This window comes from Mesorhizobium sp. M0870 (assembly GCF_040319775.1).
Lineage (GTDB): Bacteria > Pseudomonadota > Alphaproteobacteria > Rhizobiales > Rhizobiaceae > Mesorhizobium.
This window is the reverse complement of the sequence record NZ_JAMYOI010000009.1, coordinates 200,368-223,308: the sequence shown is the minus strand read 5'-3', so window position 1 is coordinate 223,308 and position 22,941 is coordinate 200,368. Positions and strand designations below refer to the sequence as shown.

Annotated in this window: 26 protein-coding genes; 15 read left to right on the top strand and 11 right to left on the bottom strand. The window is 64.9% G+C overall.

What is annotated here, in order from left to right:
• Positions 1-123: 123 nt before the first annotated feature.
• The 3 genes from NKH97_RS13950 to NKH97_RS13940 all read right to left on the bottom strand — a co-directional run bounded on the left by NKH97_RS13950 (position 124) and on the right by NKH97_RS13940 (position 3,633).
• Positions 124-507: a DUF1850 domain-containing protein gene (locus NKH97_RS13950; protein ID WP_352443170.1), complete on the bottom strand. Its 384-nt coding sequence runs from the start codon at positions 505-507 to the stop codon at positions 124-126.
• Positions 504-2,606 (bottom strand): TRAP transporter permease, encoded by a 2,103-nt coding sequence (locus NKH97_RS13945; RefSeq protein WP_352797367.1) that lies wholly within the window; start codon positions 2,604-2,606, stop codon positions 504-506. The genes NKH97_RS13950 and NKH97_RS13945 overlap by 4 nt, the downstream gene beginning before the upstream one ends.
• Positions 2,607-2,673: 67 nt before the next feature.
• A complete protein-coding gene (locus tag NKH97_RS13940) occupies positions 2,674-3,633 on the bottom strand; it encodes a TAXI family TRAP transporter solute-binding subunit (protein WP_352758931.1) in 960 nt (319 codons plus the stop codon).
• 260 nt (positions 3,634-3,893) lie between these two features.
• Between NKH97_RS13940 and NKH97_RS13935 the strand changes: the two genes are divergently transcribed.
• Complete coding sequence (locus tag NKH97_RS13935; protein WP_031213674.1) at positions 3,894-4,262, top strand: YciI family protein; 369 nt, start codon at positions 3,894-3,896, stop codon at positions 4,260-4,262.
• A gap of 5 nt (positions 4,263-4,267) precedes the next feature.
• The gene (locus tag NKH97_RS13930) at positions 4,268-5,512 is read left to right on the top strand and encodes an RNA polymerase sigma factor (protein ID WP_352797364.1); all 1,245 of its coding nucleotides are present in this window, start codon (positions 4,268-4,270) and stop codon (positions 5,510-5,512) included.
• 3 nt (positions 5,513-5,515) lie between these two features.
• On the opposite strand, the gene NKH97_RS13925 is transcribed toward NKH97_RS13930, so the two are convergent.
• The 6 genes from NKH97_RS13925 to hrcA form a co-directional block, all read right to left on the bottom strand.
• Positions 5,516-6,142: a glutathione S-transferase family protein gene (locus tag NKH97_RS13925; protein WP_352774378.1), complete on the bottom strand. Its 627-nt coding sequence runs from the start codon at positions 6,140-6,142 to the stop codon at positions 5,516-5,518.
• 130 nt (positions 6,143-6,272) lie between these two features.
• Positions 6,273-7,253: a cysteine synthase A gene (gene cysK, locus NKH97_RS13920; protein ID WP_352774376.1), complete on the bottom strand. Its 981-nt coding sequence runs from the start codon at positions 7,251-7,253 to the stop codon at positions 6,273-6,275.
• A gap of 177 nt (positions 7,254-7,430) precedes the next feature.
• Positions 7,431-8,048, bottom strand: coding sequence for a LysE family translocator (locus NKH97_RS13915; RefSeq protein WP_352797359.1), 618 nt, complete (start codon positions 8,046-8,048; stop codon positions 7,431-7,433).
• Between the two features lie 111 nt (positions 8,049-8,159).
• Complete coding sequence (locus tag NKH97_RS13910; RefSeq protein WP_352797357.1) at positions 8,160-9,512, bottom strand: PQQ-dependent sugar dehydrogenase; 1,353 nt, start codon at positions 9,510-9,512, stop codon at positions 8,160-8,162.
• A gap of 98 nt (positions 9,513-9,610) precedes the next feature.
• The gene (locus NKH97_RS13905) at positions 9,611-9,808 is read right to left on the bottom strand and encodes a hypothetical protein (RefSeq protein ID WP_023814156.1); all 198 of its coding nucleotides are present in this window, start codon (positions 9,806-9,808) and stop codon (positions 9,611-9,613) included.
• Between the two features lie 24 nt (positions 9,809-9,832).
• Positions 9,833-10,915 carry a heat-inducible transcriptional repressor HrcA gene (gene hrcA, locus NKH97_RS13900; RefSeq protein ID WP_027040272.1) on the bottom strand — a complete coding sequence of 361 codons (1,083 nt, stop codon included), beginning with the start codon at positions 10,913-10,915 and terminating at the stop codon, positions 9,833-9,835.
• A 198-nt stretch (positions 10,916-11,113) separates the two neighbouring features.
• Between hrcA and rph the strand changes: the two genes are divergently transcribed.
• The 6 genes from rph (at position 11,114) to NKH97_RS13870 (ending at position 15,021) form a co-directional block, all read left to right on the top strand.
• Entirely contained in the window at positions 11,114-11,830 is a 717-nt protein-coding gene (gene rph, locus NKH97_RS13895) for a ribonuclease PH (RefSeq protein WP_013528632.1), read from the top strand.
• Between the two features lie 182 nt (positions 11,831-12,012).
• The gene (locus NKH97_RS13890; protein ID WP_352797352.1) at positions 12,013-12,423 is read left to right on the top strand and encodes a VOC family protein; all 411 of its coding nucleotides are present in this window, start codon (positions 12,013-12,015) and stop codon (positions 12,421-12,423) included.
• Entirely contained in the window at positions 12,423-13,070 is a 648-nt protein-coding gene (rdgB, locus tag NKH97_RS13885; protein WP_128305286.1) for an RdgB/HAM1 family non-canonical purine NTP pyrophosphatase, read from the top strand. Before NKH97_RS13890 ends, rdgB begins: the two co-directional genes overlap by 1 nt.
• Positions 13,067-14,230 carry a radical SAM family heme chaperone HemW gene (gene hemW / locus NKH97_RS13880; protein ID WP_352628871.1) on the top strand — a complete coding sequence of 388 codons (1,164 nt, stop codon included), beginning with the start codon at positions 13,067-13,069 and terminating at the stop codon, positions 14,228-14,230. Before rdgB ends, hemW begins: the two co-directional genes overlap by 4 nt.
• A 4-nt stretch (positions 14,231-14,234) precedes the next feature.
• Positions 14,235-14,558, top strand: a complete 324-nt coding sequence (locus NKH97_RS13875; protein ID WP_023814161.1) for a low molecular weight protein tyrosine phosphatase family protein — start codon at positions 14,235-14,237, stop codon at positions 14,556-14,558.
• A gap of 25 nt (positions 14,559-14,583) precedes the next feature.
• The gene (locus tag NKH97_RS13870) at positions 14,584-15,021 is read left to right on the top strand and encodes an EamA family transporter (protein ID WP_023814162.1); all 438 of its coding nucleotides are present in this window, start codon (positions 14,584-14,586) and stop codon (positions 15,019-15,021) included.
• Positions 15,022-15,094: 73 nt separating this feature from the next.
• On the opposite strand, the gene NKH97_RS13865 is transcribed toward NKH97_RS13870, so the two are convergent.
• Positions 15,095-15,286 carry a hypothetical protein gene (locus tag NKH97_RS13865; protein ID WP_023814163.1) on the bottom strand — a complete coding sequence of 64 codons (192 nt, stop codon included), beginning with the start codon at positions 15,284-15,286 and terminating at the stop codon, positions 15,095-15,097.
• A gap of 134 nt (positions 15,287-15,420) precedes the next feature.
• On the opposite strand from NKH97_RS13865, the gene rsmI reads away from it, so the two are divergent.
• Positions 15,421-16,350 (top strand): 16S rRNA (cytidine(1402)-2'-O)-methyltransferase, encoded by a 930-nt coding sequence (rsmI, locus tag NKH97_RS13860; RefSeq protein ID WP_128305283.1) that lies wholly within the window; start codon positions 15,421-15,423, stop codon positions 16,348-16,350.
• Entirely contained in the window at positions 16,343-16,720 is a 378-nt protein-coding gene (locus NKH97_RS13855; protein ID WP_128305282.1) for a YraN family protein, read from the top strand. Before rsmI ends, NKH97_RS13855 begins: the two co-directional genes overlap by 8 nt.
• A 34-nt stretch (positions 16,721-16,754) precedes the next feature.
• Here the strand turns inward: NKH97_RS13855 and NKH97_RS13850 are convergent, their stop codons facing one another.
• The gene (locus NKH97_RS13850) at positions 16,755-17,561 is read right to left on the bottom strand and encodes an undecaprenyl-diphosphate phosphatase (protein ID WP_352613490.1); all 807 of its coding nucleotides are present in this window, start codon (positions 17,559-17,561) and stop codon (positions 16,755-16,757) included.
• A gap of 160 nt (positions 17,562-17,721) precedes the next feature.
• Between NKH97_RS13850 and NKH97_RS13845 the strand changes: the two genes are divergently transcribed.
• From NKH97_RS13845 to NKH97_RS13825, 5 genes are all read left to right on the top strand, one after another.
• The gene (locus NKH97_RS13845; RefSeq protein WP_013528622.1) at positions 17,722-18,414 is read left to right on the top strand and encodes a glutathione S-transferase family protein; all 693 of its coding nucleotides are present in this window, start codon (positions 17,722-17,724) and stop codon (positions 18,412-18,414) included.
• A complete protein-coding gene (queG, locus tag NKH97_RS13840) occupies positions 18,395-19,549 on the top strand; it encodes a tRNA epoxyqueuosine(34) reductase QueG (protein ID WP_352797343.1) in 1,155 nt (384 codons plus the stop codon). Before NKH97_RS13845 ends, queG begins: the two co-directional genes overlap by 20 nt.
• A complete protein-coding gene (locus NKH97_RS13835) occupies positions 19,546-20,445 on the top strand; it encodes an SDR family oxidoreductase (protein ID WP_352628881.1) in 900 nt (299 codons plus the stop codon). Before queG ends, NKH97_RS13835 begins: the two co-directional genes overlap by 4 nt.
• A gap of 65 nt (positions 20,446-20,510) precedes the next feature.
• Positions 20,511-21,599, top strand: a complete 1,089-nt coding sequence (gene mepA / locus NKH97_RS13830) for a penicillin-insensitive murein endopeptidase (RefSeq protein ID WP_352613496.1) — start codon at positions 20,511-20,513, stop codon at positions 21,597-21,599.
• A gap of 186 nt (positions 21,600-21,785) precedes the next feature.
• Positions 21,786-22,811 (top strand): glucokinase, encoded by a 1,026-nt coding sequence (locus NKH97_RS13825; protein WP_352673190.1) that lies wholly within the window; start codon positions 21,786-21,788, stop codon positions 22,809-22,811.
• Positions 22,812-22,941: the final 130 nt, after the last annotated feature.

The following is a 22,941-nucleotide window of genomic DNA, read 5'->3' as shown; positions in this document are numbered from 1 at the left end:
GCATTGTCCATTTGCGTTGCCAAGGTGGCTGTGATCGCTGCCCACATTGTTCGAAGCTGCCGAGGGTAGCCGCTTCCACGTTCCCGGCGAGATTTCTCATCTGCTCAGAAGGCCGATCACGCGTTATCGTGGTTGGCCGGTGCCATCCGGCCCGCATGGCTCAAGCACGATCGGTCTGCCTGCAGTCTTGCCGAGCTCCCTGCAGCCCTGAGCCGTGCACAGCGTCCACCCGTCACCGGTCGCGCCGGAGGCGGCCAGCACGACGCGCCGCTGCGGGCCGACATCAGGCGCATAGATCCACCAGCCGTCGCGCAGCACCGCGCCTTCCGGGGGCTCCATGCCGGCACCCGAACCCTCGATCCGGGCTTCGACCACCTGCAGGCCGGAAGGCGTGATCTTCCAGTCCTCCTCCCACCGCGTCCGTTCCACCGAATGCGTCCAGGACAGCGTGAAGGCGGCAACGGAGAGCGTCACCGTCTTGCCGGCGGCCAGGATGCACAGGCTCATGCTTTGGCGGCCTGCCGTGAGCGAAAATAGTGCCAGCCGATCCAGGCCAGCGCCAGCACCCAGCCGGCCTCGTCGGTGAGCGGCACCGCAGCGACCAGAAGCACGCCGGCCGCGAAGGCGATGAGCCGTTCCCACAACGCCATGCGGCGGGCGAGAAAGCCGACGGCGGCGGCACCCCACAACACGATGCCCATGCACGCCTTGGCGACGATGTATGCGACCTCGACGGGATAGCCGAACTGGGCGGCGATTGGCCCGGCGTCCTGCAGCATCAGCGCCGGCGTATAGACCGCCATGAACGGCACGACGAAGCCGGCAATGGCGAGCTTGGTCGCCTGGATGCCGATCTTGAGGCCGCTTTCCCTAGCCATCGGTGCGGCGGCAAACGCGGCCAGCGCCACCGGCGGCGTCAGATCGGCCATGATGCCGAAATAGAACACGAACATGTGGCTGACCAGCAGCGGCACGCCGAGTTCCAGCAGCGCCGGCCCGGCCAGCGACGAGGTGATGATGTAGTTGGGGATGGTCGGGATGCCCATGCCGAGCACCAGGCAGGTGACCATGGTCAACACCAGCGACAGGAACAGATTGTCCTGGCCGATCGAGATGATCCAGCCGATGAAGGTCGAGGCGATGCCGGTGAGCGTCAGCGTGCCGATGACGATGCCGACGATGGCGCAGGCAATGCCGACCGGCAGCGCGTTCTTGGCGCCTTCGGCACGCGAGTCGACGCAGATTTGCAACGTCTCGCGGCCGCCCTTGAACGTGAAGCAGGCGACGACCAGTGCGGCGATCACCAGGCCGAGGAGGTTGACGCCGAACTTCATGAACGAAGCGGCGGCAAGCCCGAGCGCGATCCAGAAGACGATGCGGAAGGCGAGCGGTCCGATCGCCGCCGCCAGCGGCGTGCCGAGGATGAGCACGATGGTCAGCGCCAGGCCCATCGTGCCGGCGAAGATCGGCGTGTAGCCGGCCAACAGCAGATAGATCAGCGCTGCCAGCGGCAGCACCAGCGGCCAGTGTTGCCGCACCGCGTCCCACGGGTTGGGCAGCTCGGCCTTGGCCATGCCGTGCAGGCCGGCCTTGCCGGCTTCCAGATGCACCTGCCAGAAGCAGGCGCCGAAATAGAGCAGCGCCGGGATGATCGCCGCCTTGACCACTTCGGCATAAGGCACGTTCAGCGTCTCGGCCATGATGAAGGCGACCGCGCCCATCACCGGCGGCATGATCTGGCCGCCCATCGAGGAGGTCGCCTCGACGGCGCCGGCAAAGGCCGAGCGGAAGCCGAAGCGCTTCATCAGCGGGATGGTGAACTGGCCGCTGGCCACCACATTGGCGACGCCCGAGCCGGAAATGGTGCCCATCAGCGCCGACGACAGCACGCAGACCTGCGCCGGGCCGCCGCGCCATGTGCCGACAAGGCCCAGCGCGAAATCGTTGAACAGCGCGATCATGCCGGCACGTTCGAGGAAGGCGGCAAAGACGACGAAGATGAAGATGTAGGCGGCCGAGACATAGATCGGCGTGCCGTAGATGCCTTCGGTGCCGTAGGCGAAGGTGTCGACCAGCTGGGCGAAATCATAGCCGCGATGGATGAGCGGCGGCGGCAGATGGTTGCCGAAAAAGCAGTAAGCGAGAAAGATGAAGGCGATGACCGCCAGCGGCAGGCCCATCAGCCGCCGCGCCGCCTCGAAGACCAGCACCACCAGCACAGCGCCGACGATCAGGTCCGGCGTGGTCAGGAAGCCGGAGCGCCGGATGAGGTCGGTGTAGAACACCCAATTGTAGAGGCCGGTGCCGAAACCGAGCACGCCGAGCGTCCAGAACGCGGCTTTGGCCGGCATGCTTTTGGCGCGCAGATTGGCGATCAGGCCGAAGCCGAGCAGCAGCAGGAAGCCGACATGCATGGCCCGCACCACCTGGCTCGGAATGCTGCCATAGGCGGCGACATAGATCTGGAACACGGAAAAGGCGACAGCGATGAGAAAAGCGGCCTTGCCTGCAAGGCCGTCGCCGAAGCCCGGCGGCAGCCCTTCAACCTGCTCTTCGACGGCAGGGAGATGGAAGGTGGCGGATTTGCCGTCGGTTATTTCGCTCATCCGACGCACTTCAAAACAAGCGAATTGTGGCCTGGCGAGTACATCTCAGATAGCCGAGCCACCCACTCTACTTCAGCAACCCCTTCTCCTTGTAATAACGCTCGGCACCGGGGTGCAGCGGCACCGGCATGCCGTCGAGCGCCTTGGCCGGGTCGATCGCCTTGGCAGCGGCATGCGCCGCGGCAAGCTGGTCGAGATGGTCGAATATCAGCTTGGTCAACTGGTAGGCGGTCTCGTCGGAGACATCGGCGCGGGTGATGAGGAAATTGCCGACGGCGGCGGTCGCGACATCCTCGCTCTGGCCCTCATAGGTGCCCTTGGGAATGACCACCGAAAGATAGGGCGAGCCGATTTTGGCGACATCCTCGGCCGGCACCGCCACGACATTGATCGGCACCGAGGTGGCGAGGTCGCGGATCGAGGCGACGCCGAGCCCGGCCGATTGCAGCGTGGCGTCGAGCTGCCGGTTCTTGATCAGCTCGACCGATTCGGCGAAGGGCAGATACTCGACCCGGCCGAGATCCTCATATTTCAGCCCGGCGGCGGCGAAGATGGCGCGGGCGTTGAGCTCGGTGCCGGACGCAGGCGCGCCGACCGACAGGCTCTTGCCCTTGAGGTCGGCCAGCGTCTTGATGCCGGACTCCTGGCTGGCGACGATCTGGATATAATTGGGATAGATGGCGGCGATGCCGCGCAATTTATCGAGCTTGCCAGGGAAACCGGCCTCGGCATTGCCTTCGGCGGCCAGCTTGACGGAATCGCCCAGCGCAAAGGCGATCTCGCCCTTGCCTTGCTGCAACAGATTGAGGTTTTCGACCGAAGCCTTTGTCGCCTGTACCTGGGTGCGGGCGCCTTCGATGCCCTTGCCGTAGATTTCCGACAGCGCCACGCCGAGCGGATAATAGACGCCGGATGTGCCGCCGGTCAGCACATTGATGAATTCCTGCGCCCTGGCTGAGATGGTGCCCAAGCCAAGCGAGAGCGCCACGGCGCCGGCTGCAACGAATTTCGTTCTGAAATTGAACATCGGATCTCCTCCCTGAAAATATCGACGACCGCACCGCCTCCTAGATGCGAACCGGGGCGAGTTTAGACAGCGAGCCGCAAATGCCAACCCGCAATTGTGCTCGTTAGACGAACGGTTGAGGGATCAGGAAACAGATGGCGGCTTGCACAAAAAGCCATCGGGGCCGAAAGTTTTTTGAGCAGCCTGTCGAAATCGGCCACTGCCGCGCGACATACGTCCGGCCTCGCAAGGACGCGGCCTTCGCAAAACGGGAGAAGACCATGCGATACATGATTTTGATCAATAGCGACGAAGCCGCATTGGCGAACACGCCGATCGAGAAGGCCCAGCAGATGAGCGCGGCCTATGGCGCCTATACCGAAGCGTTGAAGAAATCCGGTGCGTGGCTGGCTGGCGAAAGGCTGCGCCCGACCCAGGCCACCACCTCGGTGCGGATCGCTGACGGCAAGACCAACGTGATCGACGGCCCCTATGCCGACACCAAGGAGCAGCTTGCCGGCTTCTACATGATCGAGGCGGCTGACATCGATACAGCCATCGAATGGGCGGCACGCTGTCCGGCAGCCAGCACCGGCACGGTCGAATTGCGGCCGATCTGGGAAATGGCCGACTACATGCCCAAGAAATGACGGTGATGGACAGTCGCCCGGACATCGCCCGGGCGGCCGCCGAGGCGGCCGCGCGGCAGAGCTACGGCAAGCTGGTCGCCTGGCTCGCGGCCCGCACGCGCGACGTGGCCGCCGCCGAGGACGCGCTGGCCGATGCCTTTGCCGCCGCCCTCGAGCGCTGGCCGCGAACCGGCGTGCCGGAAAAGCCGGAAGCCTGGCTGCTGGCGGTGGCGCGGCGGCGCCGCGTCGATGCGGTGCGGCGGCGGCTCACCAGCGAGGCCGGCCGCGAGCATCTCAAGCTGATTGCGCAGGAGGCGGAGGCACGCATGACCGAGGAAGATCTGCCCGACGATCGGCTGCGGCTGATGTTCGCTTGCGCCCATCCGGCGATCGAATCGAGCGTACGTTCGCCGCTCATCCTGCAGACCGTACTAGGGTTCGACGCCGCGACGATCGCCTCCGCCTTCCTGGTCTCGCCCGCAACCATGGGCCAGCGCCTGGTGCGCGCCAAGTCCCGCATCCGTGAAACCGGCATTCCGTTCCGCGTGCCGGAGCGGGTCGAACTCGGCGAAAGGCTGGACGCGGTGCTGGAGGCGATCTATGCCGCCTTCGCCGAAGGCTGGTCCGATCCGGCCGGCACCGAAACGCGGCGCCGCAACCTGGCGACCGAAGGCATCTGGCTCGGCCGGCTGGTGGCTTCGCTGTTGCCGGAGGAGCCGGAGGCACTGGGCCTCTTGTCGCTGATGCTGTTTGCTGAGTCCCGCCGCGCGGCACGGCGCAGTGCCGCCGGCGACTTCGTGCCGCTGGCGGAACAGGATTGCCTTCTATGGGACCGCGCCCTCATCGATGAGGCGGAGGCGCTGCTTTCCCACGCCGCGTCCAAGGGCGTCATCGGCCGTTACCAGCTTGAGGCGGCCGTGCAGTCCGCGCATGCGGCACGAAGGCTCACCGGCCGCACCGATTGGGTGGCGATCCAGGAACTCTACGACGCGCTGCTTTCGATCGCAGGATCGCCGGTGGTGGCGATAAACCGCGCGGTGGCGATCGCCGAGGCCGAGGGCGCCGTGGCCGGCCTGGCGGCCCTTTACGTGCTGGGCGACGACAAGCGGCTTGACGAGTATCAGCCCTATTGGGCCGCACGCGCCGGTCTCCTGGCCAGGCTTGGTCAGGTACCGCAAGCCTGCGAAGCCTATGACCGGGCGATCGGCCTTGAGCGCGACCCGGCGGTGCGCCGGTTCCTGCAAGGTAAAAGAGCGGTGCTCAGAAATTGAGCTTCAGCCCGGCCACATCTCGTGCGAGGTGTTGAGCGTCTTCATCAGCGGATGGTCGCGCAGCCGCGCCCACAGGCGTTCAATGTTCGGCCATGCCGTCCGCGCGCTGTCGATGTCGGGATGCCAGGCGACCAGCATGACCAGACAGATGTCGGCCAGCGACATCCCGTCACCGACCAGCCAGTCACGGCCCTCGAGCGCGGCATCGAGAACGGCAAAGCCGCGGTCCATCTCGGCCACGGCCGCCAGCTTGACCGCCTTGGTGCCTTCGGGATCGGCCGTGTAGCGGTATGCGTAGTAGAAACGCAGCACCGCCGGATAGAGCACCGACGACATGAATGCCATCCAGCGCAGGAAATCGGCGCGGGCAGGCGAGTCTACTGCCGGCGCCAAATTGGCATTGGGATGACGCTCGGCAAGCAGGATGCAGATCGCCGCCGATTCGGTCATCGAGCTTCCGTTTGGCAAGGTCAGCACCGGCACCTGGTTCAACGGACTGATGTCGAGGAAGGCGGGATCGGGCCGGTCGGTCTTCGGCACGTCGATCTGCTCGAACGGTGCATTCGCCAGCACCAGCGCCGCCTCGACGACGAAGCCGCCGCTGCCAGGACGGGTGTAGAGCTTGTACATGAAATCCTCCCCCGGCCCGCGCAGACGGGCCGTGGGCGGTATGCACCGGAAGCAGGGCGCTGCTCAAGCCGGTGGCTGACGCCACGGGGATTTTTTCAGCGGGCCAGCTCAGTCACGGAGAAGCGTCGGACTACGATCCCAACCCTTCGAACAGGATCGTCGACAGATAGCGCTCGGCGAAGGACGGGATGATCACCACAAGGTTCTTGCCCTTGTTCTCCGGCCGCGAGCCGACGACGATGGCTGCCTGCAAGGCGGCGCCCGACGAGATGCCGACCGGCACGCCTTCGAGGCGGGCGACGAGGCGGGCATTGGCCACGGAATCCTCGTTCGACACTTTGACGATCTCGTCATAGATCGTCGTGTCGAGGATTTTGGGCGCAAAGCCGGCGCCGATGCCCTGGATCTTGTGCGGGCCGGGCTGGCCGCCCGACAGAACCGGCGAGGAGTCCGGCTCGACGGCGACGACATACACGGAGGGCTTGCGCTTCTTCAGCACCTGGCCGACGCCGGTGATGGTGCCGCCGGTGCCGATGCCGGCGACGAAGATATCGACTTCGCCGTGCGTATCGTTCCAGATTTCCTCGGCTGTCGTCGTGCGGTGGATTTCCGGATTGGCCGGATTCTCGAACTGCTGCGGGATGATCGCGTTGGGGATCGTCGCTGCCAGTTCGTCGGCCTTGGCGATGGCGCCCTTCATACCTTTCGGGCCTTCTGTCAGCACCAGCTCCGCGCCGAGCAGCGCCAGCATTTTCCGGCGCTCGATCGACATCGTTTCGGGCATCGTCAGGATCAATTTGTAGCCCTTGGCGGCAGCGGCGAAGGCAAGCGCGATGCCGGTGTTGCCAGACGTCGGTTCGATCAGCGTGGTCTTGCCGGGAGAGATCTTGCCCGACGCCTCCAGGGCCTCGATCATCGCCACGCCGATGCGGTCCTTGACCGAGGCAATCGGATTGAAGAATTCGAGCTTGGCGATGAGATTGGCGACGATGCCCTTTTCCCGAGCGAATTTGTCGAGCCGCACCAGCGGCGTGTCGCCGATCGTGTCGGTGATGGAATCGTAGACGCGGCCGCGGCCGGGCACGCGGGCTGATGTAACGGGCTTGTTCATTGGTTTCGCTCCCAGAATTTCAGGCAAGTGGATTTGCGGGCAACATAGGACCTTCGACCGCGCAAGATAGACTGTCGATTGAAAATATCCGAGTGGGACCTGTGTCTAAAACAGTGCCGTCTCGGAAAAGCATTTCCCGCAAAGGCCTGTTTGCGAAATGCTTTGGCCGAAAGCCCGCTATTGGCGGGCGGCAATCGCTGCAGCGGCACCGACCATGAAGCCGGCAGCCGTACGGTTCAGCGCCTTGAGCGCGCGCGGCGACTTCAGGAACCAGCGCGCCTTGGCGGCCAGCGCCAGATACGGCACCAGCACCACCAGAAGCACGACGACCGTCAGCGCGACGAGAATGCCGTAGTCGGCCAGCGTAATGGTTTTCAGGTCGACGATGGTCGGCGTGATGGCGAGATAGAAGATCATCGTCTTCGGATTGCCGAGCGTGACAGTCAGGCCGGCGGCAAAGCTCGACAGCAAGCCGCCCTTGCCTTTTCTGGCCTCGACGGTCTCGAGCGTGATGCCGCTGTTCCAGAAGCGCCAGCCGAGGAAGGCGAGATAGGCGACGCCGAGCCATTTGATGGCCAGGAAAACCATGCCGAAACTCTGTGCAACGATGGCGAGGCCGAGCACCACAGCGGTCAGATAGGTGATGTCGCCAACCATCAGGCCAAAAGACATCGCCAGCGACGAGCGGAAGCCGGAGCCGAGCGCACGGGCGACCAGCGCGGTGATGCCGGGACCAGGAATCGCGGCGGCGATGCCGAGAGCGGCGCTGTAGGCGAGGAATCCGGTGAGGGTCATGGTTGCGGCCTTGCGCGACGCTGCTATCACGGCATCCTATCGCACAAAGCCCGGCGGGCGTGAATTCCCTGGAACTCGGATTCGATTGCACCACGCCTGTGCGAGTTGCGCTCAGGAACGACCGTCGCCATGGGTGACACGCCAGATGGTGCCGTTGCCGTCCTCGGTGACGATCAGCGCACCATCCAGGTCCACCGCCACGCCGACCGGCCGCCCCCACACCTCGCCGTTTGAGACGACGAAACCGGTGATGAAATCCTCATATTCGCCGGTTGGCTTGCCGTCCTTGAACAGCAACCGCACCACCTTGTAGCCGGTCCGGTTGCCGCGGTTCCATGAACCGTGCAGAGCGACGAAAGCATCGCCCTTGTATTCAGCCGGAAAGCTCTTCCCCTCGTAGAAGGCAATGTTGAGCGGCGCCGAATGCGCCTGCATCAGCACATCGGGAACGGTCGTTTTGCCGGCAAGATCGGGGCGCTCACCCTTGTGGCGAGGATCCTCATTGTCGCCGATATAATACCACGGCCAGCCATAGAAGGCGCCGTCCTTGATCACGGTCGCGTATTCGGGCGGCACATTGTCGCCAAGCGCATCCCGTTCGTTGACGACGCACCACAGCGCGCCGGTCGCCGGCTGCACGGTCATGCCCGAGCAGTTGCGCAGGCCGGTGGCAAGGATGCGGCCATTCTTGCCATTGGGATCGAAGGCCAGGACGCCGGCGCGGCCGTCCTCGGATCCCCATGTGGCGCCGAGCGGCTGCGACTTCGCCCAGGCGTCGAGGCCGCCCTTCGGTTCCTTGCCCATGCGCTCGGCGACATTCGATCCCGAGCCGACCGACAGATAAAGCGTCTTGCCATCCGGCGAAAAGGCGATGTCGCGGGTCCAGTGATGATTGGCGGGGATGTTGCCGACGATGGTTTCCGGATCGCCGGAGGCCTTCAGGTCGCCATTGCGGTAGGCAAAGCGCACGATGCTGTCGCTGTTGGCGACATAGATCCATTGCGGGTCAGCGCCCGGCGGATAGAAGGCAATGCCATAGGGCCGTTTGAGATTGCCGGCAAAGATGCCGTCCTGCACAGGGCTCGCGCTGCCTTCCGCCAGGCGATAGATGCGGACCTGATTGGCTTTGCTGTCGGCGACGAACAGGTCGCCGTTCGGCGCGACGCGCACGACGCGTGGATTGTCGATGCCCGATGCAACCAGCTCGGCCGAGAATCCCGGCGGCAGTTGCAGCTTCGCGTCTGCCGGCATGTCCGCAACGCCGGCGCTGTTCGAGGTCGATCTGTTGGCATCGGGCTTAGGCAGATCATCCGGTCTGATCAGCCGACGTGTGCCCGGCTTGTCCGCTCGCCAGTCGCCGAAGGCGGCCGCACCTTTCAGCACCGGCTCGTCCGCCTGCTGCGCGAACGAAGCGGTCGAGAGAAACAGTGCGGCGAAAAGTGCGGGGCCGGCAAAACGCATCATTCGGTCCTCCAATGTTTGGGCGTGAGAACAGGAACGAGCGGTCTCGTCGATCGTTCCACGGCACACGATGAGGTGGAGGAAGCTTCCGGTTTCCCGGCTCAGGTCCCGGCGGCGTAAAAATCGTCGTCGAGGCGTTTTTCCAACTCGACGAGGTCAGCCGGCAGCGGCAATCCCATGGCGCGCATTTCCTGCAGTTTTTCACGCAACTGCTCCTGGATCTCGTGCTGGTCTTCCGGCTGGTTGACCATCTCTTCCAGCAGCAGGCTGATCCGGGCCTTGAATTCTTCGAGCGCCATCATCGTCTCCTCGGTTGGATCAGCTCAGCGCAGCATGCGGGAAATCAGCTGCGCCGTATAGTCGACCATTGGGACGATGCGCGCGTAGTTCAGCCGGGTCGGGCCGATGACGCCGAGCGCGCCCACGACGCGGGCATCCTTGTCGCGATAGGGCGCGACAACCAGCGACGAGCCTGACAGCGAAAACAGCTTGTTTTCCGAGCCGATGAAGATGCGCACGCCCGATCCCTCTTCGGCGAGGTCAAGCAGCTGGATAAGCCCGTCCTGCGTCTCCATGTCCTCGAACAGATGGCGCAGCAGTTCGATGTCGGCCTGGGCGGTGACGTTTTCGAGCAGATTGGCGCGCCCGCGCACGATGAGCCGTGCCGGCAGGCCACTGTCGGCGCCGGCCCACACCGCCAGCCCCTTCTCGACCAGGTCCTGCGACAGCGTGTCGAGCGCGGCCCTGGTCTCTTCCTTGATGCGGGCGATCTCGATCCGCGCCTCGGCAAGCGTTCGGCCGCGTATATGGGCGTTGAGGAAATTTGAGGCCTCGTGCAGTTGCGAGACGGTGATGCCGGCAGGCAGCTCGACGACGCGGTTCTCGACGTCGCCATTCTGCGACACCAGCACCGCCAGCGCCTTGGTCGGTTCGAGCTGGATGAATTCGATGTGCTTCAGCGCCACCTCGTTCTTGGCGGCCAGAACCAGGCCGGCGCCGCGCGACATGCCCGACAGCATCTGGCTGGCCTCGGTCAGCATGTGCTCCAGCGTCGCGCCCGAGCCGGACGCCCGAACCTGTGCCTCGATGGCGCGGCGCTCCTCGTCGGAAAGGTCGCCAAGCTCCATGAAGGCATCGACAAAGAAACGCAGGCCGGCCTGCGTCGGCAACCGGCCGGCCGAGATGTGCGGCGCGTAGATCAGGCCGAGATGCTCGAGATCGCTCATCACGTTGCGGATGGTCGCCGGCGACAGCGAGGACGGCAGGATACGCGACAGGCTGCGCGAGCCCACCGGTTCACCGTCCCTGAGGTAGGAATCGACAATGCGCCGGAAGATGTCGCGGGAACGCATATCGAGCGACTGAAGCGCGGGCGACTGCGAAGCGGGATCGACTGCCTTGGTCATACGGCCAAAAACCTCCGGCCCAACGATATAGACTTACACTGCACCCGCGCAACCCGGTGTCTTTGTGAGATCACCCGGTGTCTGTGTGAGATCACCCGGTGTCTGCGTCAGATCGTCAGGCCATTTTCCTTTGCGCCACGCGTCCCATGCGGTTACAAGCCGGCCAAGATTCCGAAAAATGACAAGAAAGCAGCCTGAATGCGCCCTTCCAAACGCCAATTCGACGAAATGCGTGCCATCTCCTTCGAGCGCGGCGTCTCCAAGCATGCCGAAGGCTCGTGCCTGGTGAAGTTCGGCGACACGCATGTCCTGTGCACGGCCAGCCTTGAGGAAAAAGTGCCTGGCTGGATGCGCAATTCCGGCAAGGGCTGGGTGACGGCCGAATACGGCATGCTGCCGCGCTCGACCGGCGAGCGCATGCGCCGCGAGGCTTCGGCCGGCAAGCAGGGCGGCCGCACGCTGGAAATCCAGCGGCTGATCGGCCGCTCCCTGCGCGCCGTGGTCGATTTGCAGGCGCTGGGCGAGCAGCAGATCACCGTCGACTGCGACGTCATCCAGGCCGATGGCGGCACCCGCACCGCATCGATCACCGGCGGCTGGGTGGCGCTGTATGACTGCCTGCGCTGGATGGAAGCGCGCCAGATGGCCAGCGTCGCCAAGGTGCTGAAGGACCATGTCGCTGCGATCTCCTGCGGCATCCATGACGGTCAGCCGGTTATCGACCTCGACTATATCGAGGATTCCGCGGCCGGCACCGACGCCAATTTCGTCATGACCGGCAAGGGTGGCATCGTCGAGATCCAAGGCACCGCCGAGGGCGAGCCTTTCTCCGAAGAGCAGTTCGCGGACTTGATGGGCCTGGCCAAGAAAGGCATCCAGCGGTTGGTGAGTTTGCAGCAGATGGCAGTGGCTTAGGATTAAATGCCGAGCTTGAACACCCCCCTCTGCCCTGCCGGGCATCTCCCCCGCAAGGGGGGAGATCGGATGTCGTTTCGGGCTTCGCTAATCTCTAACGTTGCAAAGGGCGCGGCGATGCGGAGGCTGCCAATCTCCCCCCTTGCGGGGGAGATGCCCGGCAGGGCAGAGGGGGGTGCCTCGTGATGCTCTCTGCCATCCTTGAATCAGCTCTCTACGTCAGCGACCTGACCGCAGCGGAAACCTTCTACACCGACATCCTCGGCCTCCCCCTCCTCGGCAAGGTGGCCGGCCGGCATCTCTTCTTCCGCTGCGGCCCCGGCGTGCTGCTCGTCTTCAACGCCGAGGCGACCAAAATCCCGCCGGCGTCCGACGCCAGGCTGCCGGTGCCGCCGCACGGCACGGTCGGGGAAGGCCATCTCTGCTTTGCGGCGACCGCCGACGAAATCGTGCGCTGGAAAGCGCATCTCGAGGCGAAGCACATCGCTATCGAGAGCGAATTCGAATGGCCGCAGGGCGGCCGTTCGATCTATATACGCGACCCCTCGGGCAATTCGATCGAATTCGCCGAGCCACGAATCTGGGGCCTTTGATGCATTCTCTCGACGGAAAGAAGATCGTCGTCGCTAGCCATAATGACGGCAAGCTGCGCGAATTCGCCGACCTGATGGGGCCGTTCGGCTTCGAAGCCAAGTCGGCCAAGGAGTATGGCCTGCCGGAGCCTGACGAGACCGGCACCACCTTCGAGGAGAACGCCTACATCAAGGCGCTCGCCGCCGCCAAGGCGACCGGCCTGCCGGCGCTGTCGGACGATTCCGGCCTGTGCGTCGACGCGCTCGACGGCGCGCCCGGCGTCTACACCGCCAACTGGGCCGAAACCCCGGATGGATCGCGCGATTTCGGCATGGCCATGCAGCGCACCGAAGTGGCGTTGCAGGAAGTCGGCGCGGCCTTGCCGCAACAGCGCAAGGGACGCTTCGTCGCCGTCATCTGCCTGGCGTTTCCCGACGGCGAGGCGGAATATTATCGCGGCGAGGCCGAAGGCACGCTGGTCTGGCCGCCGCGCGGCGAACTCGGCTTCGGCTACGACCCGGTCTTCCTCCCCGACGGCTTCGACAAGACTTTTGGTGAGATGACGGCCGAGGAAAAGCACGGCTGGAAGCCCGGCCAGCCGACGGCGCTGTCGCATCGCGCTCGCGCCTTCCAGAAGTTCGCCAAGGCGAGATTGGGCTCGGCATGAGCATGCTGCTCGACCGGACGCCCGGTTTCGGCGTCTATGTCCACTGGCCGTTCTGCGCGGCCAAATGCCCCTATTGCGACTTCAACAGCCATGTCCGCCACCAGCCGGTCGACCAGGAGCGCTTTGCCAGCGCCTTCGAGGCCGAGCTGGCGACGATGCGCGAACGCACCGGGCCGCGCGAGGTGACCAGCATTTTTCTCGGCGGCGGCACGCCGTCGCTGATGAAGCCGGAAACGGTGGCCAGGGTTCTGGACGCCGTGGCGAAGAACTGGACTGTGCCTGACGGCATCGAGGTGACGCTGGAGGCCAATCCGTCCTCGGTCGAGGCCGAACGCTTTCGCGGCTACCGGGCAGCCGGCGTCAACCGCGTGTCGCTCGGCGTGCAGGCGCTGGATGACAAGGATTTGCGCTTCCTCGGGCGGCTGCACAATGTCGAGGAAGCGCTGCACGCCATCGGCCTCGCGCGGGAAATATTCCCAAGGCTGTCCTTCGACCTGATCTATGCCCGGCCCGGCCAGACGCCGGAGGCTTGGGCATCGGAGCTGGAACAGGCGATCGGCCATGCCGCCGACCATCTGTCGCTTTACCAGCTGACCATCGAGGAAGGCACGCCCTTCCACGCCCTGCACGCGGCAAAGAAATTCATCATTCCCGACAATGACCACGCCGCTGACCTCTATGCGCTGACGCAGGAGATTACATCGGCGCATGGTTTGCCGGCTTACGAGATCTCCAACCACGCAAGGCCGGGCGCCGAGAGCCGGCACAACCTCACCTATTGGCGCTATGGCGAATATGTCGGCGTCGGGCCGGGCGCGCATGGCCGCTTCGTCGAAAATGGTCGCCGCACGGTGACGATCGCCGAGCGGATGCCGGAAACCTGGGCCAATCTGGTCGAGGCCAAGGGCCATGGCGTCACCGGCGGCGAAATCCTGACGCGTTCGGAAGAGGCCGACGAATTCCTGCTGATGGGCCTGCGGCTCGCCGAAGGCATCGACCTCTCCCGCTACGAAGCGTTCTCCGGACGCGGCCTGTCGAGCTCGCGGCTGTCGATGCTGCAGGGAGAGGGGCTGGTGGCGCCGATCGGCAATTCGCGCCTGCGCGCCACGCCGGCCGGTATGATCGTGCTCGACGCCGTGGTCGCCGATCTGGCGCGCTAACCCTTTGAAGAACGTCCTCTTTGTCTGCAGCCAGAATCGCTTGCGCAGCCCCACCGCCGAACAGGTGTTTTCAACGCGCCGGGATATCGAGGTGGCCTCGGCGGGGACCAACCACGATGCCGACACGCCGCTGACGCATTATCTGGTGGCGTGGGCCGACCTCATCTTCGTCATGGAAAAGGCGCACCGCACCAAACTGCAGAAGAAATTCAAGGCCAGCCTGAGGAAGGCCCGTGTTATCTGCCTCGATATACCTGACGAGTATGAATTCATGGATCTTGAGTTGATTAGCCTTCTGAAGGCACGCGTTTCACGGTATCTCGGTTGAGACGCCATCCGCAAAGGCCACCGGCATGAACCTGACCGTATCCTCCTGGCAATTCTGGGCCCTCCTCTCGGCTGCATTCGCGGCCCTGACGGCGGTCTTCGCCAAAGTCGGCATCGAGAACATCAATTCCGATTTCGCCACCTTCATCCGCACGGTCATCATCCTGATCGTGCTCGGTGCCATCCTGCTCGCCAGCGGCCAGTTCCAGTCGCCGGCTACAATCTCGGGAAAGACCTGGGCTTTCCTCGGCCTGTCCGGTCTGGCGACCGGCGCCTCATGGCTCTGCTATTTTCGGGCGCTCAAGATCGGCAATGCGGCGCAGGTGGCGCCGATCGACAAGCTAAGCGTCGTGCTTGTGGCGGTGTTTGGCGCGGCCTTTCTCGGCGAGCGGTTGTCCGGAGCGAATTGGCTTGGCGTCGCCCTTATCGCGGCGGGCGCGGTGCTGGTCGCCTATCGAGGCTAGTTGCGCGCCGTTGCGGGCATTCTTTGTTTCAAGACGGGTGATGAAGATGTCGAAGCGATTGGGCATCGTCCGGTCAGTGCTCCGTCGTGCTGTCTGGTTTGTTGCTGTCGGAATGCCTGCCCTTCGTCGGCGAGGTGCTCGCGGTCCGCTCTTTGGTCAGGCTGTTCTCGGTCTTGGCAGGCGGGCGCTTGGCCGTGGGCGCGGCACCGCGCTTGCGGCCGGCATAGTAAGGCTCGAAAGCGTCCTGTATCTTCAGGCTGTCCATCCTGTCCTCCTCCGGAATCAGGGGGCTAATCTGCCAACGCCGGTTTGGTTCCCCACTGTGGCAAAGGAAAGGCGAATTCCTTACATCGGCGTCAGCTTTTGCAAGCCCGCGTCAGCCGTGCCAAACAGGGCTGAATGGAGAAGTCATCGGTGACCGCAGAGACGAGCAAGCGCAGCTATGTGGTCGGGCAGACCGAGATCGCGGCACGGCCATTGGAGCCGGCGCTCTATCTGGTGGCGACGCCGATCGGCAATCTCGCCGACATCACGCTGCGCGCGCTGGAGACGCTGGCCGCGGCCGACATCGTCGCCTGCGAAGACACGCGGGTGTCGCGCGTGCTGCTCGAGCGCTACGGCATTCGCCGCCGCACCACGGCCTATCATGAACACAATGCCGGCGAGGCCGGGCCGAAGCTGATATCGGCACTTCAGGCCGGGCAGAGCGTGGCGCTGATCTCCGATGCCGGCACGCCGCTGGTATCCGATCCCGGCTACCGGCTGGTCGGCGAGGCGCTCGACCACGGCATTCGCGTCGTGCCGATCCCCGGCCCGTCGGCGCCGCTTGCGGCGTTGACCGCATCCGGCCTGCCCTCCGATGCCTTCATGTTCGCCGGATTTTTGCCGGTGAAGACCGGGCAGCGGTTGACGCGGCTGGAGGCACTGAAAGCCGTGCCGGCGACGCTGATCTTCTTCGAATCGCCGCGTCGGCTGGCCGAATCCCTCGGTGCCATGGTCGAAGCGCTGGGCGGCGAGCGAAAGGCGGCTATCGGCAGGGAATTGACCAAGACCTTCGAGGAGATGCGAACCGGCACGCTGCAGGCGCTGGCCGACCACTATGCTGCGGCCGATACGCCGAAGGGCGAGATCGTCGTCTGCGTCGGCCCGGCCGAGGCCAAGGCGGACGAGCCCGCCGATATCGACCGCCTGCTGCTGTCGCTCGCCGCCGAGATGCCGGCTTCCAAGGCGGCTGCGGAAGCCGCGAAAATGACCGGCGGCCAGAAACAGGCGCTCTATCGGCGGCTGCTAGAGCTCAGGGAGATTTCTGGAGAAAGCGACAGTGGCTGAGCGCCCGAGCTCCAGCCGCCTGAAAGCCTATCGACGCGGTCATCGCGGCGAATGGCTGGCGGCGGCAGCCCTGATGATGAAGGGCTACAGGATTCTTGCGCGCCGCCACCGCACACGCTTCGGCGAGATCGACCTGATCGCGCGGCGCGGCGATCTGGTGCTGTTCGTCGAGGTCAAGGCGCGCCGCACGCTGATGGAAGCCATGGAGGCGATCGGTCACGAATCGGAGCGTCGCATAGAAGGCGCGGCTGACATCTGGCTGTCACGCCAAGCGGACTACGGCAGATTGTCGATGCGCTTCGACATGGTCGCGGTGCTGCCCTGGCGCTGGCCGGTGCATGTCGAGAACGCGTTTTACGGAAGGAATTGAGTAGCTTACCCTCCCCACAAGGGGGAGGGTAAGCTCACCCCCAAACCATCAGCGCCGCCAGCCCGACAATACCCACCACCAGCCGCCACCAGCCGAACAGCGAGTAGCCGTTGCGCGAGACGTAATCGAGCAGGAAGCGTACGACTATGAGCGCCGTGACGAAGGCGGCGACGAAGCCGACGGCGATGATCGGCAGGTCGGCGCTGCTCAGCACGTTGCGGTTCTTGAACAGGTCGAAGGCGAAGGCGCCGACCATGGTCGGGATCGCAAGGAAGAAGGAAAATTCCGCGGCCGCGCGCTTATCGACGCCCAAAAGCAGGGCGCCGACGATGGTCGAGCCCGAACGCGATGTGCCGGGAATGAGCGACAGGCACTGGAAAAGCCCGATCTGCAGGTAAAGCCGGGTCGGGAAGCGCTCGACATCGCGGTAGACCGGCTTGAGGTTCATGCGGTCCACCGCCAGCAGTACGACGCCGCCGATGATCAGCATGATGCAGATCAGCCTCGGCGATTCGAACAGCACCGTCTTGATGAAATCATGCGCCAGCGCGCCGATGATCGCCGCCGGCAGGAAGGCGATCAGGATGCCGATGGCGAAATGCCGCGTCAGCCGGTCATGCGGCAGGTCGAGCAGCATCTTCCACAGCCGGCGGAAATAGACGCTGAGGATCGCCAGGATGGCGCCGAGCTGGATCAGGATCTCGAAGGCCTTGCCGGTCGAATGGAAGCCGAGGAAATGACCGGCAAGCAGAATATGGCCGGTCGACGACACCGGGATGAACTCGGTCAGCCCCTCCAGCAGGCCGAGCAGCAGGGCTTCGACGATGGTCTGGCTTTCCATGGCTACCTCGGCATTGGCGTGACGGCTGACAGAAGGGCTTGCTTGTCATGGCGTTGAAGTCCCCCTATAGGTCGCAACACCCTGACGGCCCGCTAACCGGGCGGCCAAGACTTACCGGTGCGCCCTGCGATTCGCCAGTGCGCTTTATCATCGCGGAACCATGCTGACGCTTTTCCACCATCCCATGTTCGCCACCTGTCGCTTCGTCCGCCTCGCATTCGGCGAGTATGGCGAGGAGCTGGCTTTGATCGAGGAAAAGCCGTGGACCCGGCGCAAGGAGTTCCTGGCGCTGAACCCGGCCGGCACGCTGCCGATCCTGCTGGCCGAAGGCGACGTGCCGATCGTCGGCGCGACGGTGATTTCGGAATATCTCGATGAAACGCGCGGTGTGCTGAAGCGCGACAAGCGGCTGTTCGCCGAGGACCCGATGCAGCGCGCCGAAATCCGCCGGCTCATCGACTGGTATCTCAACAAGGCTGAAAGCGAAGTTACCCGCCATCTGGTGCGCGAGCGCGTGCTGAAGCCGGTCATGCCGGAAACGGCGGGCGGCGGCTCGCCCGATTCGGGCGCGATCCGTGCCGCGCGCGCCAACATCCGCCAGCACATGAAATACACCAACTGGCTGGCCGGCACCCGCCATTGGCTGGCCGGTTCGAGGGTCACCTATGCCGATCTCGCGGCCGCGGCGACGCTGTCGGTGCTCGATTATCTCGGCGAGATCGACTGGCGCGAGCACAGCGCTGCACGCGAGTGGTACACGCGGGTCAAGTCGCGGCCATCCTTTCGGCCGCTCTTGACCGACCGGGTGCGTGGCCTGTCGCCGGTGTCGCACTATGCGGACCTCGACTTCTGACGCCGCGAAACTGCGCGCGCTGATCGACGCGGAGGCGCAGCGCGCCGGCTTCGGTGCCGTCGCCGTCACCTCCCCCGATGCGATCCCGCTGGCGCCGGCGCGCCTGGCCGAATTCGTCGCCGATGGCTTTCACGGCTCGATGGACTGGATCGCCGAGACGCTGCAACGCCGGGCCGAACCGGCGGCACTGTGGCCGCAGGTGCGGTCGATCGTCGTGCTGGCGATGAACTACGGCCCCGACCATGATCCGCGCGGCGTGCTGGCCAAGCGCGACCGTGGCGCCATCTCGGTCTATGCGCAAAACCGCGACTATCACGATGTGATGAAGGGGCGGCTGAAGGAGATCGCCGGCAAGCTCGTGGCGCGCGCCGGCGGTGATGTGAAGGTGTTCGTCGACACTGCGCCGGTGATGGAAAAGCCGCTGGCCGAGGCCGCCGGGCTCGGCTGGCAAGGCAAGCACACCAATCTGGTCAGCCGCGAGCACGGCTCCTGGCTGTTCCTCGGCACTATCTTCACCACCGCCGAACTCGTGCCCGGCCGCGCCGAGATCGATCATTGCGGCTCCTGCCGCGCCTGCCTCGACGCGTGCCCGACGGATGCTTTTCCGGCGCCCTACCGGCTCGATGCGCGGCGCTGCATTTCCTATCTCACCATCGAGAACAAGGGGCCGATCCCGCATGAGTTCCGTGAAAAGATCGGCAACCGCATCTATGGCTGCGACGATTGTCTTGCCGCCTGCCCGTGGAACAAATTCGCCAAGGCGGCTTCCGAAGCAAAACTCGTCGCGCGCGATGATTTGCGCCAGCCGCCGCTCGCCGACCTTTTGGGTCTCGATGACGCGGCCTTCCGCGCATTCTTCTCCGGTTCGCCGATAAAACGTATCGGCCGCGACCGGTTCATTCGCAACGTGCTGATCGCCGCCGGCAATTCCGGCGATGCCTCTCTTGCCGACACTGTGCGCGTCTTGCTGGACGATGCTTCGCCGCTGGTGCGGGGCGCGGCAATATGGGCGCTGGCGCGGCTGGTGCTCGACGCCGAATATTCAGAAAGGGCAGCCCTCGGCCTGAAAACCGAGAGCGACGAAGCCGTGCGCGACGAATGGCGTCTGGCGCGGCCAACCAGGGCGAATGCATGAGCGAAAAGCAGATCTTCATCTTCGGCGCCGGCTATTCCGGCAGGGCTTTTGCTCGGGATAACAAAGGCGCTGCGACGATCTTCGGCACGACACGCTCGCCGGAAAAATTCGAGACGCTGCGGCAGGCCGGCATCGCGCCGCTCCTGTTCGACGGCGCGATGACCGGCGAAATCGGTGATGCATTGGGAAAAACAACGCATCTGCTGATTTCGGTTGCCCCGGAAGAGGCCGGCGATCCCGTTCTGAATGCCGCGCGCGCGGCAATCGCTCAAATGCCTTTGCTGGAATGGATCGGCTATCTCTCTACGGTCGGGGTTTATGGCAATTATGACGGCGCCTGGGTTGATGAAACGGCAGAATGCCGGCCGGTGTCGAAGCGCTCGGTGATGCGGGTTGCCGCCGAACAGGACTGGCTGGAGCTGGGCCGCGAGATCGGCCGACCGGGGGCGATCCTGCGCCTGTCCGGCATCTACGGCCCCGGCCGCAACGCGCTGGTCAATCTGGAAAAAGGCACCGCAAGACGGCTGGTCAAGCCGGACCAGGTGTTCAACCGCATTCATTGCGAGGACATTGCAGGCTCCCTGTGGCAGCTCATCGAAGGAAACACAGGCGGCATCTTCAACGTCACCGACGATCTGCCGGCGCCGCCACAGGATGTCGTCGCCTATGCCGCTTCGCTGATGGGCATAGAGCCGCCGCCCGAGATTCCCTTCGACGCCGCCCAACTTTCGCCCATGGCGCGGTCCTTCTATGGCGAGAACAAGCGTGTCGCCAACGCGGCGATCAAGGCGGCGGGCTATTCCCTGCGCTTTCGCGACTACCGCGCCGCCTTCGATCATATGTGGGCAAGCGGCGATTGGCGTGACGGCGAAGCGCGCAGCCCGATGAAGCGCTGACGATCGAAGCCGCGGGCGCGGCGTGCTATGATTCGGCCTTGGGATTGCGGTGGAGAACCGGGTTCATGAAGACAGCGATGAGGCCATCTTTCGGCAAAACGCCCCTGTTGGCCGCTGCGGTCGGCCTGCTTGCCGTGCTTGGGTTAGCCGTTCAGCCGGCGAGCGCCGAGGAGCGGGCAAAAGACCTGTTCGGCGCCAAGAAACTGCCGGCCGCCACCGCGGCGCAGTCGATCGGATTCTATTCCAAGGGCTGTTTTGCCGGCGGCGTCGCCATTCCCTTGGACGGTCCGACCTGGCAGGTGATGCGGCCGTCGCGCAACCGCCGCTGGGGCCATCCGGCGATGATCGCGGTAGTCGAGAAATTGTCGCGCGACGCAGCGGCCGATGGTTGGCCAGGCCTGCTGATCGGCGACATTTCGCAGCCGCGCGGCGGCCCGATGCTGACAGGACATGCCTCGCACCAGATCGGGCTCGACGCCGACATCTGGCTGACGCCGATGCCCAGCCGCCCGCTGTCGATGGCGCAGCGCGAATCGATGAGCGCCACCTTGATGGTCGATGAGAAGACCCATCTGGTGAAGGACGCGCTGTGGACGCCAGCGCACACAAGGCTTTTGAAGCGCGCGGCGAGCTACAGCCAGGTCGAGCGCATCCTGGTCAATCCGGGCATCAAGAAAAAGCTCTGCGATACCGTCAAGGGCGACCGCTTCTGGCTGCGTAAGGTCAGGCCGTTCTGGGGCCACGACTATCATTTCCACATGCGCATCGGCTGTCAGCCCGGATCGCCCGGCTGCAAGGCGCAGGAAGCGACGCCGGACGATGACGGTTGCGGCAAGCCGCTGGCCTGGTGGTTCACGCAGGAGCCCTGGCGCCCCAACAAGAACCCCGATGCGCCCAAGGCCCGCGACTTGATGACGATGGAGAACCTGCCGAGCGAATGCCGCGCCGTGCTCGACGCGCCGGGGCCGTCGTCGGCCGAGGCGGCGACCTACCATGGCGGCGGCGTGCCGGTCGCGGCTGCCGCGCCCGAACCCGAAGCGCCCTCGTTGCCCGCCACCCCGGCCGCCGCCGGCTTGCCAAGCACGATGAACGCTTTCACGGCGACGCCCGAGATCGGCGTGCCGCTGCCGAGACCGCGGCCGCCTGGAAACTGACGATCACGGCTTATAGGCAGACTCAATCGGTTCAGCGCCGCATTTTTGCGAAACCGTGGCGGTTTGGCCGCAGAGCCGGCCTCAGCGCGCCGCCGGGGTCGAAAACCGTTTCCCTTTTCAAACCCATGCGCTAGTCAACGGAAGAACGGCCAGATGCCGTCGGGGGCGCCGGAGACGGACGAGAGCATGCCACGCACAGGCGACGACGACACTTTGCTGCGGTTTCCGATCCTGATCGGCGACATCGGCGGCACCAATGCGCGCTTTTCGATCGTGCTCGACGCCAATTCCGAGGCTGGCGAGCCGACCATCGTCCAGACGGCAAACTACAACACCATCGACGAGGCGATCCAGGCGGCCGTGCTCGACCGCTCGTCGGTGCGTCCCAATTCGGCGGTGCTGGCGGTGGCTGGCCCGGTCGACGGCGACGAGATCGAGCTGACCAACTGCCCCTGGATCGTCAAGCCGAGGAAAATGTTCGCCAGCCTCGGCCTGAGCGACATCGTCGTGCTCAACGATTTCGAGGCGCAGGCGCTGGCCGTCGTCGCGCTCGGCGAGGAGCAAATGGAAAAGATCGGCGGCGGCACGCCGGAGCCCAATGCCGGGCGCGTCGTGCTCGGTCCGGGAACCGGGCTCGGCGTCGCCGGGCTGGTCCATGCGCTGCACCACTGGATACCGGTCCCCGGCGAGGGCGGCCATATGGACATCGGCCCGCGCACACCGCGCGATTTCGAGGTTTTTCCGCATATCGAGAAGCTCGAAGGCCGCGTTTCGGGCGAGCAGATCCTGTGCGGGCGCGGCCTGGTCAATGTCTACCGGGCGGTGGCCAAGGCGGACGGCAAGGCGTCGCCCTTCACGACGCCGGCCGAGATCACTGCCGCGGCACTTGCGAAAACCGATCCGGTTGCCGAGGAAGCGCTGGAGATCTTCGTCACCTGCCTTGGGCGCACCGCAGGCGACCTTGCTCTGGTATTCATGAGCCGCGGCGGCGTGTTCCTCACCGGTGGCATCGCGCAGAAGATCGTGCCGGCGCTGAAAGCCGGCAATTTCCGGGCCGCTTTCGAGGACAAGGCGCCGCACAGCGCGATGATGCGCACCATGCCGGTCTACGTCATCATCCACCCGCTGGCTGCACTTCTGGGCCTTGCCGCCTATGCCAGGACCCCCTCGCTGTTCGGTGTCCAGACCGAGGGCCGGCGCTGGCAGGCCTGAAAGCCAGCGAAGCGCTCGCGCCCCCGCGACGAAGTTAATCAGGTGCGGGCATAGGCAATCAGGCCGCAGGGCGTTAAGAGGGGTGCCGAATTTGCAGCCCCGGTCCCACGAGGCGGAAAACCACAAAGCG

Bases quoted from the DNA above. Each gene is read 5' to 3' on its own strand.
- NKH97_RS13850 (WP_352613490.1), bottom strand. From the start codon at position 17,561: ATGGAAAGCCAGACCATCGTCGAAGCCCTGCTGCTCGGCCTGCTGGAG.
- NKH97_RS13845 (WP_013528622.1), top strand. From the start codon at position 17,722: ATGCTGACGCTTTTCCACCATCCCATGTTCGCCACCTGTCGCTTCGTC.
- NKH97_RS13915 (WP_352797359.1), bottom strand. From the start codon at position 8,048: ATGACCCTCACCGGATTCCTCGCCTACAGCGCCGCTCTCGGCATCGCC.
- rdgB (WP_128305286.1), top strand. From the start codon at position 12,423: ATGCATTCTCTCGACGGAAAGAAGATCGTCGTCGCTAGCCATAATGAC.
- NKH97_RS13870 (WP_023814162.1), top strand. From the start codon at position 14,584: ATGAACCTGACCGTATCCTCCTGGCAATTCTGGGCCCTCCTCTCGGCT.
- NKH97_RS13835 (WP_352628881.1), top strand. From the start codon at position 19,546: ATGAGCGAAAAGCAGATCTTCATCTTCGGCGCCGGCTATTCCGGCAGG.
- queG (WP_352797343.1), top strand. From the start codon at position 18,395: ATGCGGACCTCGACTTCTGACGCCGCGAAACTGCGCGCGCTGATCGAC.
- cysK (WP_352774376.1), bottom strand. From the start codon at position 7,253: ATGAACAAGCCCGTTACATCAGCCCGCGTGCCCGGCCGCGGCCGCGTC.
- NKH97_RS13910 (WP_352797357.1), bottom strand. From the start codon at position 9,512: ATGATGCGTTTTGCCGGCCCCGCACTTTTCGCCGCACTGTTTCTCTCG.
- NKH97_RS13950 (WP_352443170.1), bottom strand. From the start codon at position 507: ATGAGCCTGTGCATCCTGGCCGCCGGCAAGACGGTGACGCTCTCCGTT.
- rph (WP_013528632.1), top strand. From the start codon at position 11,114: ATGCGCCCTTCCAAACGCCAATTCGACGAAATGCGTGCCATCTCCTTC.
- NKH97_RS13925 (WP_352774378.1), bottom strand. From the start codon at position 6,142: ATGTACAAGCTCTACACCCGTCCTGGCAGCGGCGGCTTCGTCGTCGAG.
- NKH97_RS13865 (WP_023814163.1), bottom strand. From the start codon at position 15,286: ATGGACAGCCTGAAGATACAGGACGCTTTCGAGCCTTACTATGCCGGC.
- hrcA (WP_027040272.1), bottom strand. From the start codon at position 10,915: ATGACCAAGGCAGTCGATCCCGCTTCGCAGTCGCCCGCGCTTCAGTCG.
- NKH97_RS13935 (WP_031213674.1), top strand. From the start codon at position 3,894: ATGCGATACATGATTTTGATCAATAGCGACGAAGCCGCATTGGCGAAC.
- rsmI (WP_128305283.1), top strand. From the start codon at position 15,421: ATGGAGAAGTCATCGGTGACCGCAGAGACGAGCAAGCGCAGCTATGTG.
- NKH97_RS13940 (WP_352758931.1), bottom strand. From the start codon at position 3,633: ATGTTCAATTTCAGAACGAAATTCGTTGCAGCCGGCGCCGTGGCGCTC.
- NKH97_RS13930 (WP_352797364.1), top strand. From the start codon at position 4,268: ATGGACAGTCGCCCGGACATCGCCCGGGCGGCCGCCGAGGCGGCCGCG.
- hemW (WP_352628871.1), top strand. From the start codon at position 13,067: ATGAGCATGCTGCTCGACCGGACGCCCGGTTTCGGCGTCTATGTCCAC.
- NKH97_RS13825 (WP_352673190.1), top strand. From the start codon at position 21,786: ATGCCACGCACAGGCGACGACGACACTTTGCTGCGGTTTCCGATCCTG.
- mepA (WP_352613496.1), top strand. From the start codon at position 20,511: ATGAAGACAGCGATGAGGCCATCTTTCGGCAAAACGCCCCTGTTGGCC.
- NKH97_RS13945 (WP_352797367.1), bottom strand. From the start codon at position 2,606: ATGAGCGAAATAACCGACGGCAAATCCGCCACCTTCCATCTCCCTGCC.
- NKH97_RS13905 (WP_023814156.1), bottom strand. From the start codon at position 9,808: ATGGCGCTCGAAGAATTCAAGGCCCGGATCAGCCTGCTGCTGGAAGAG.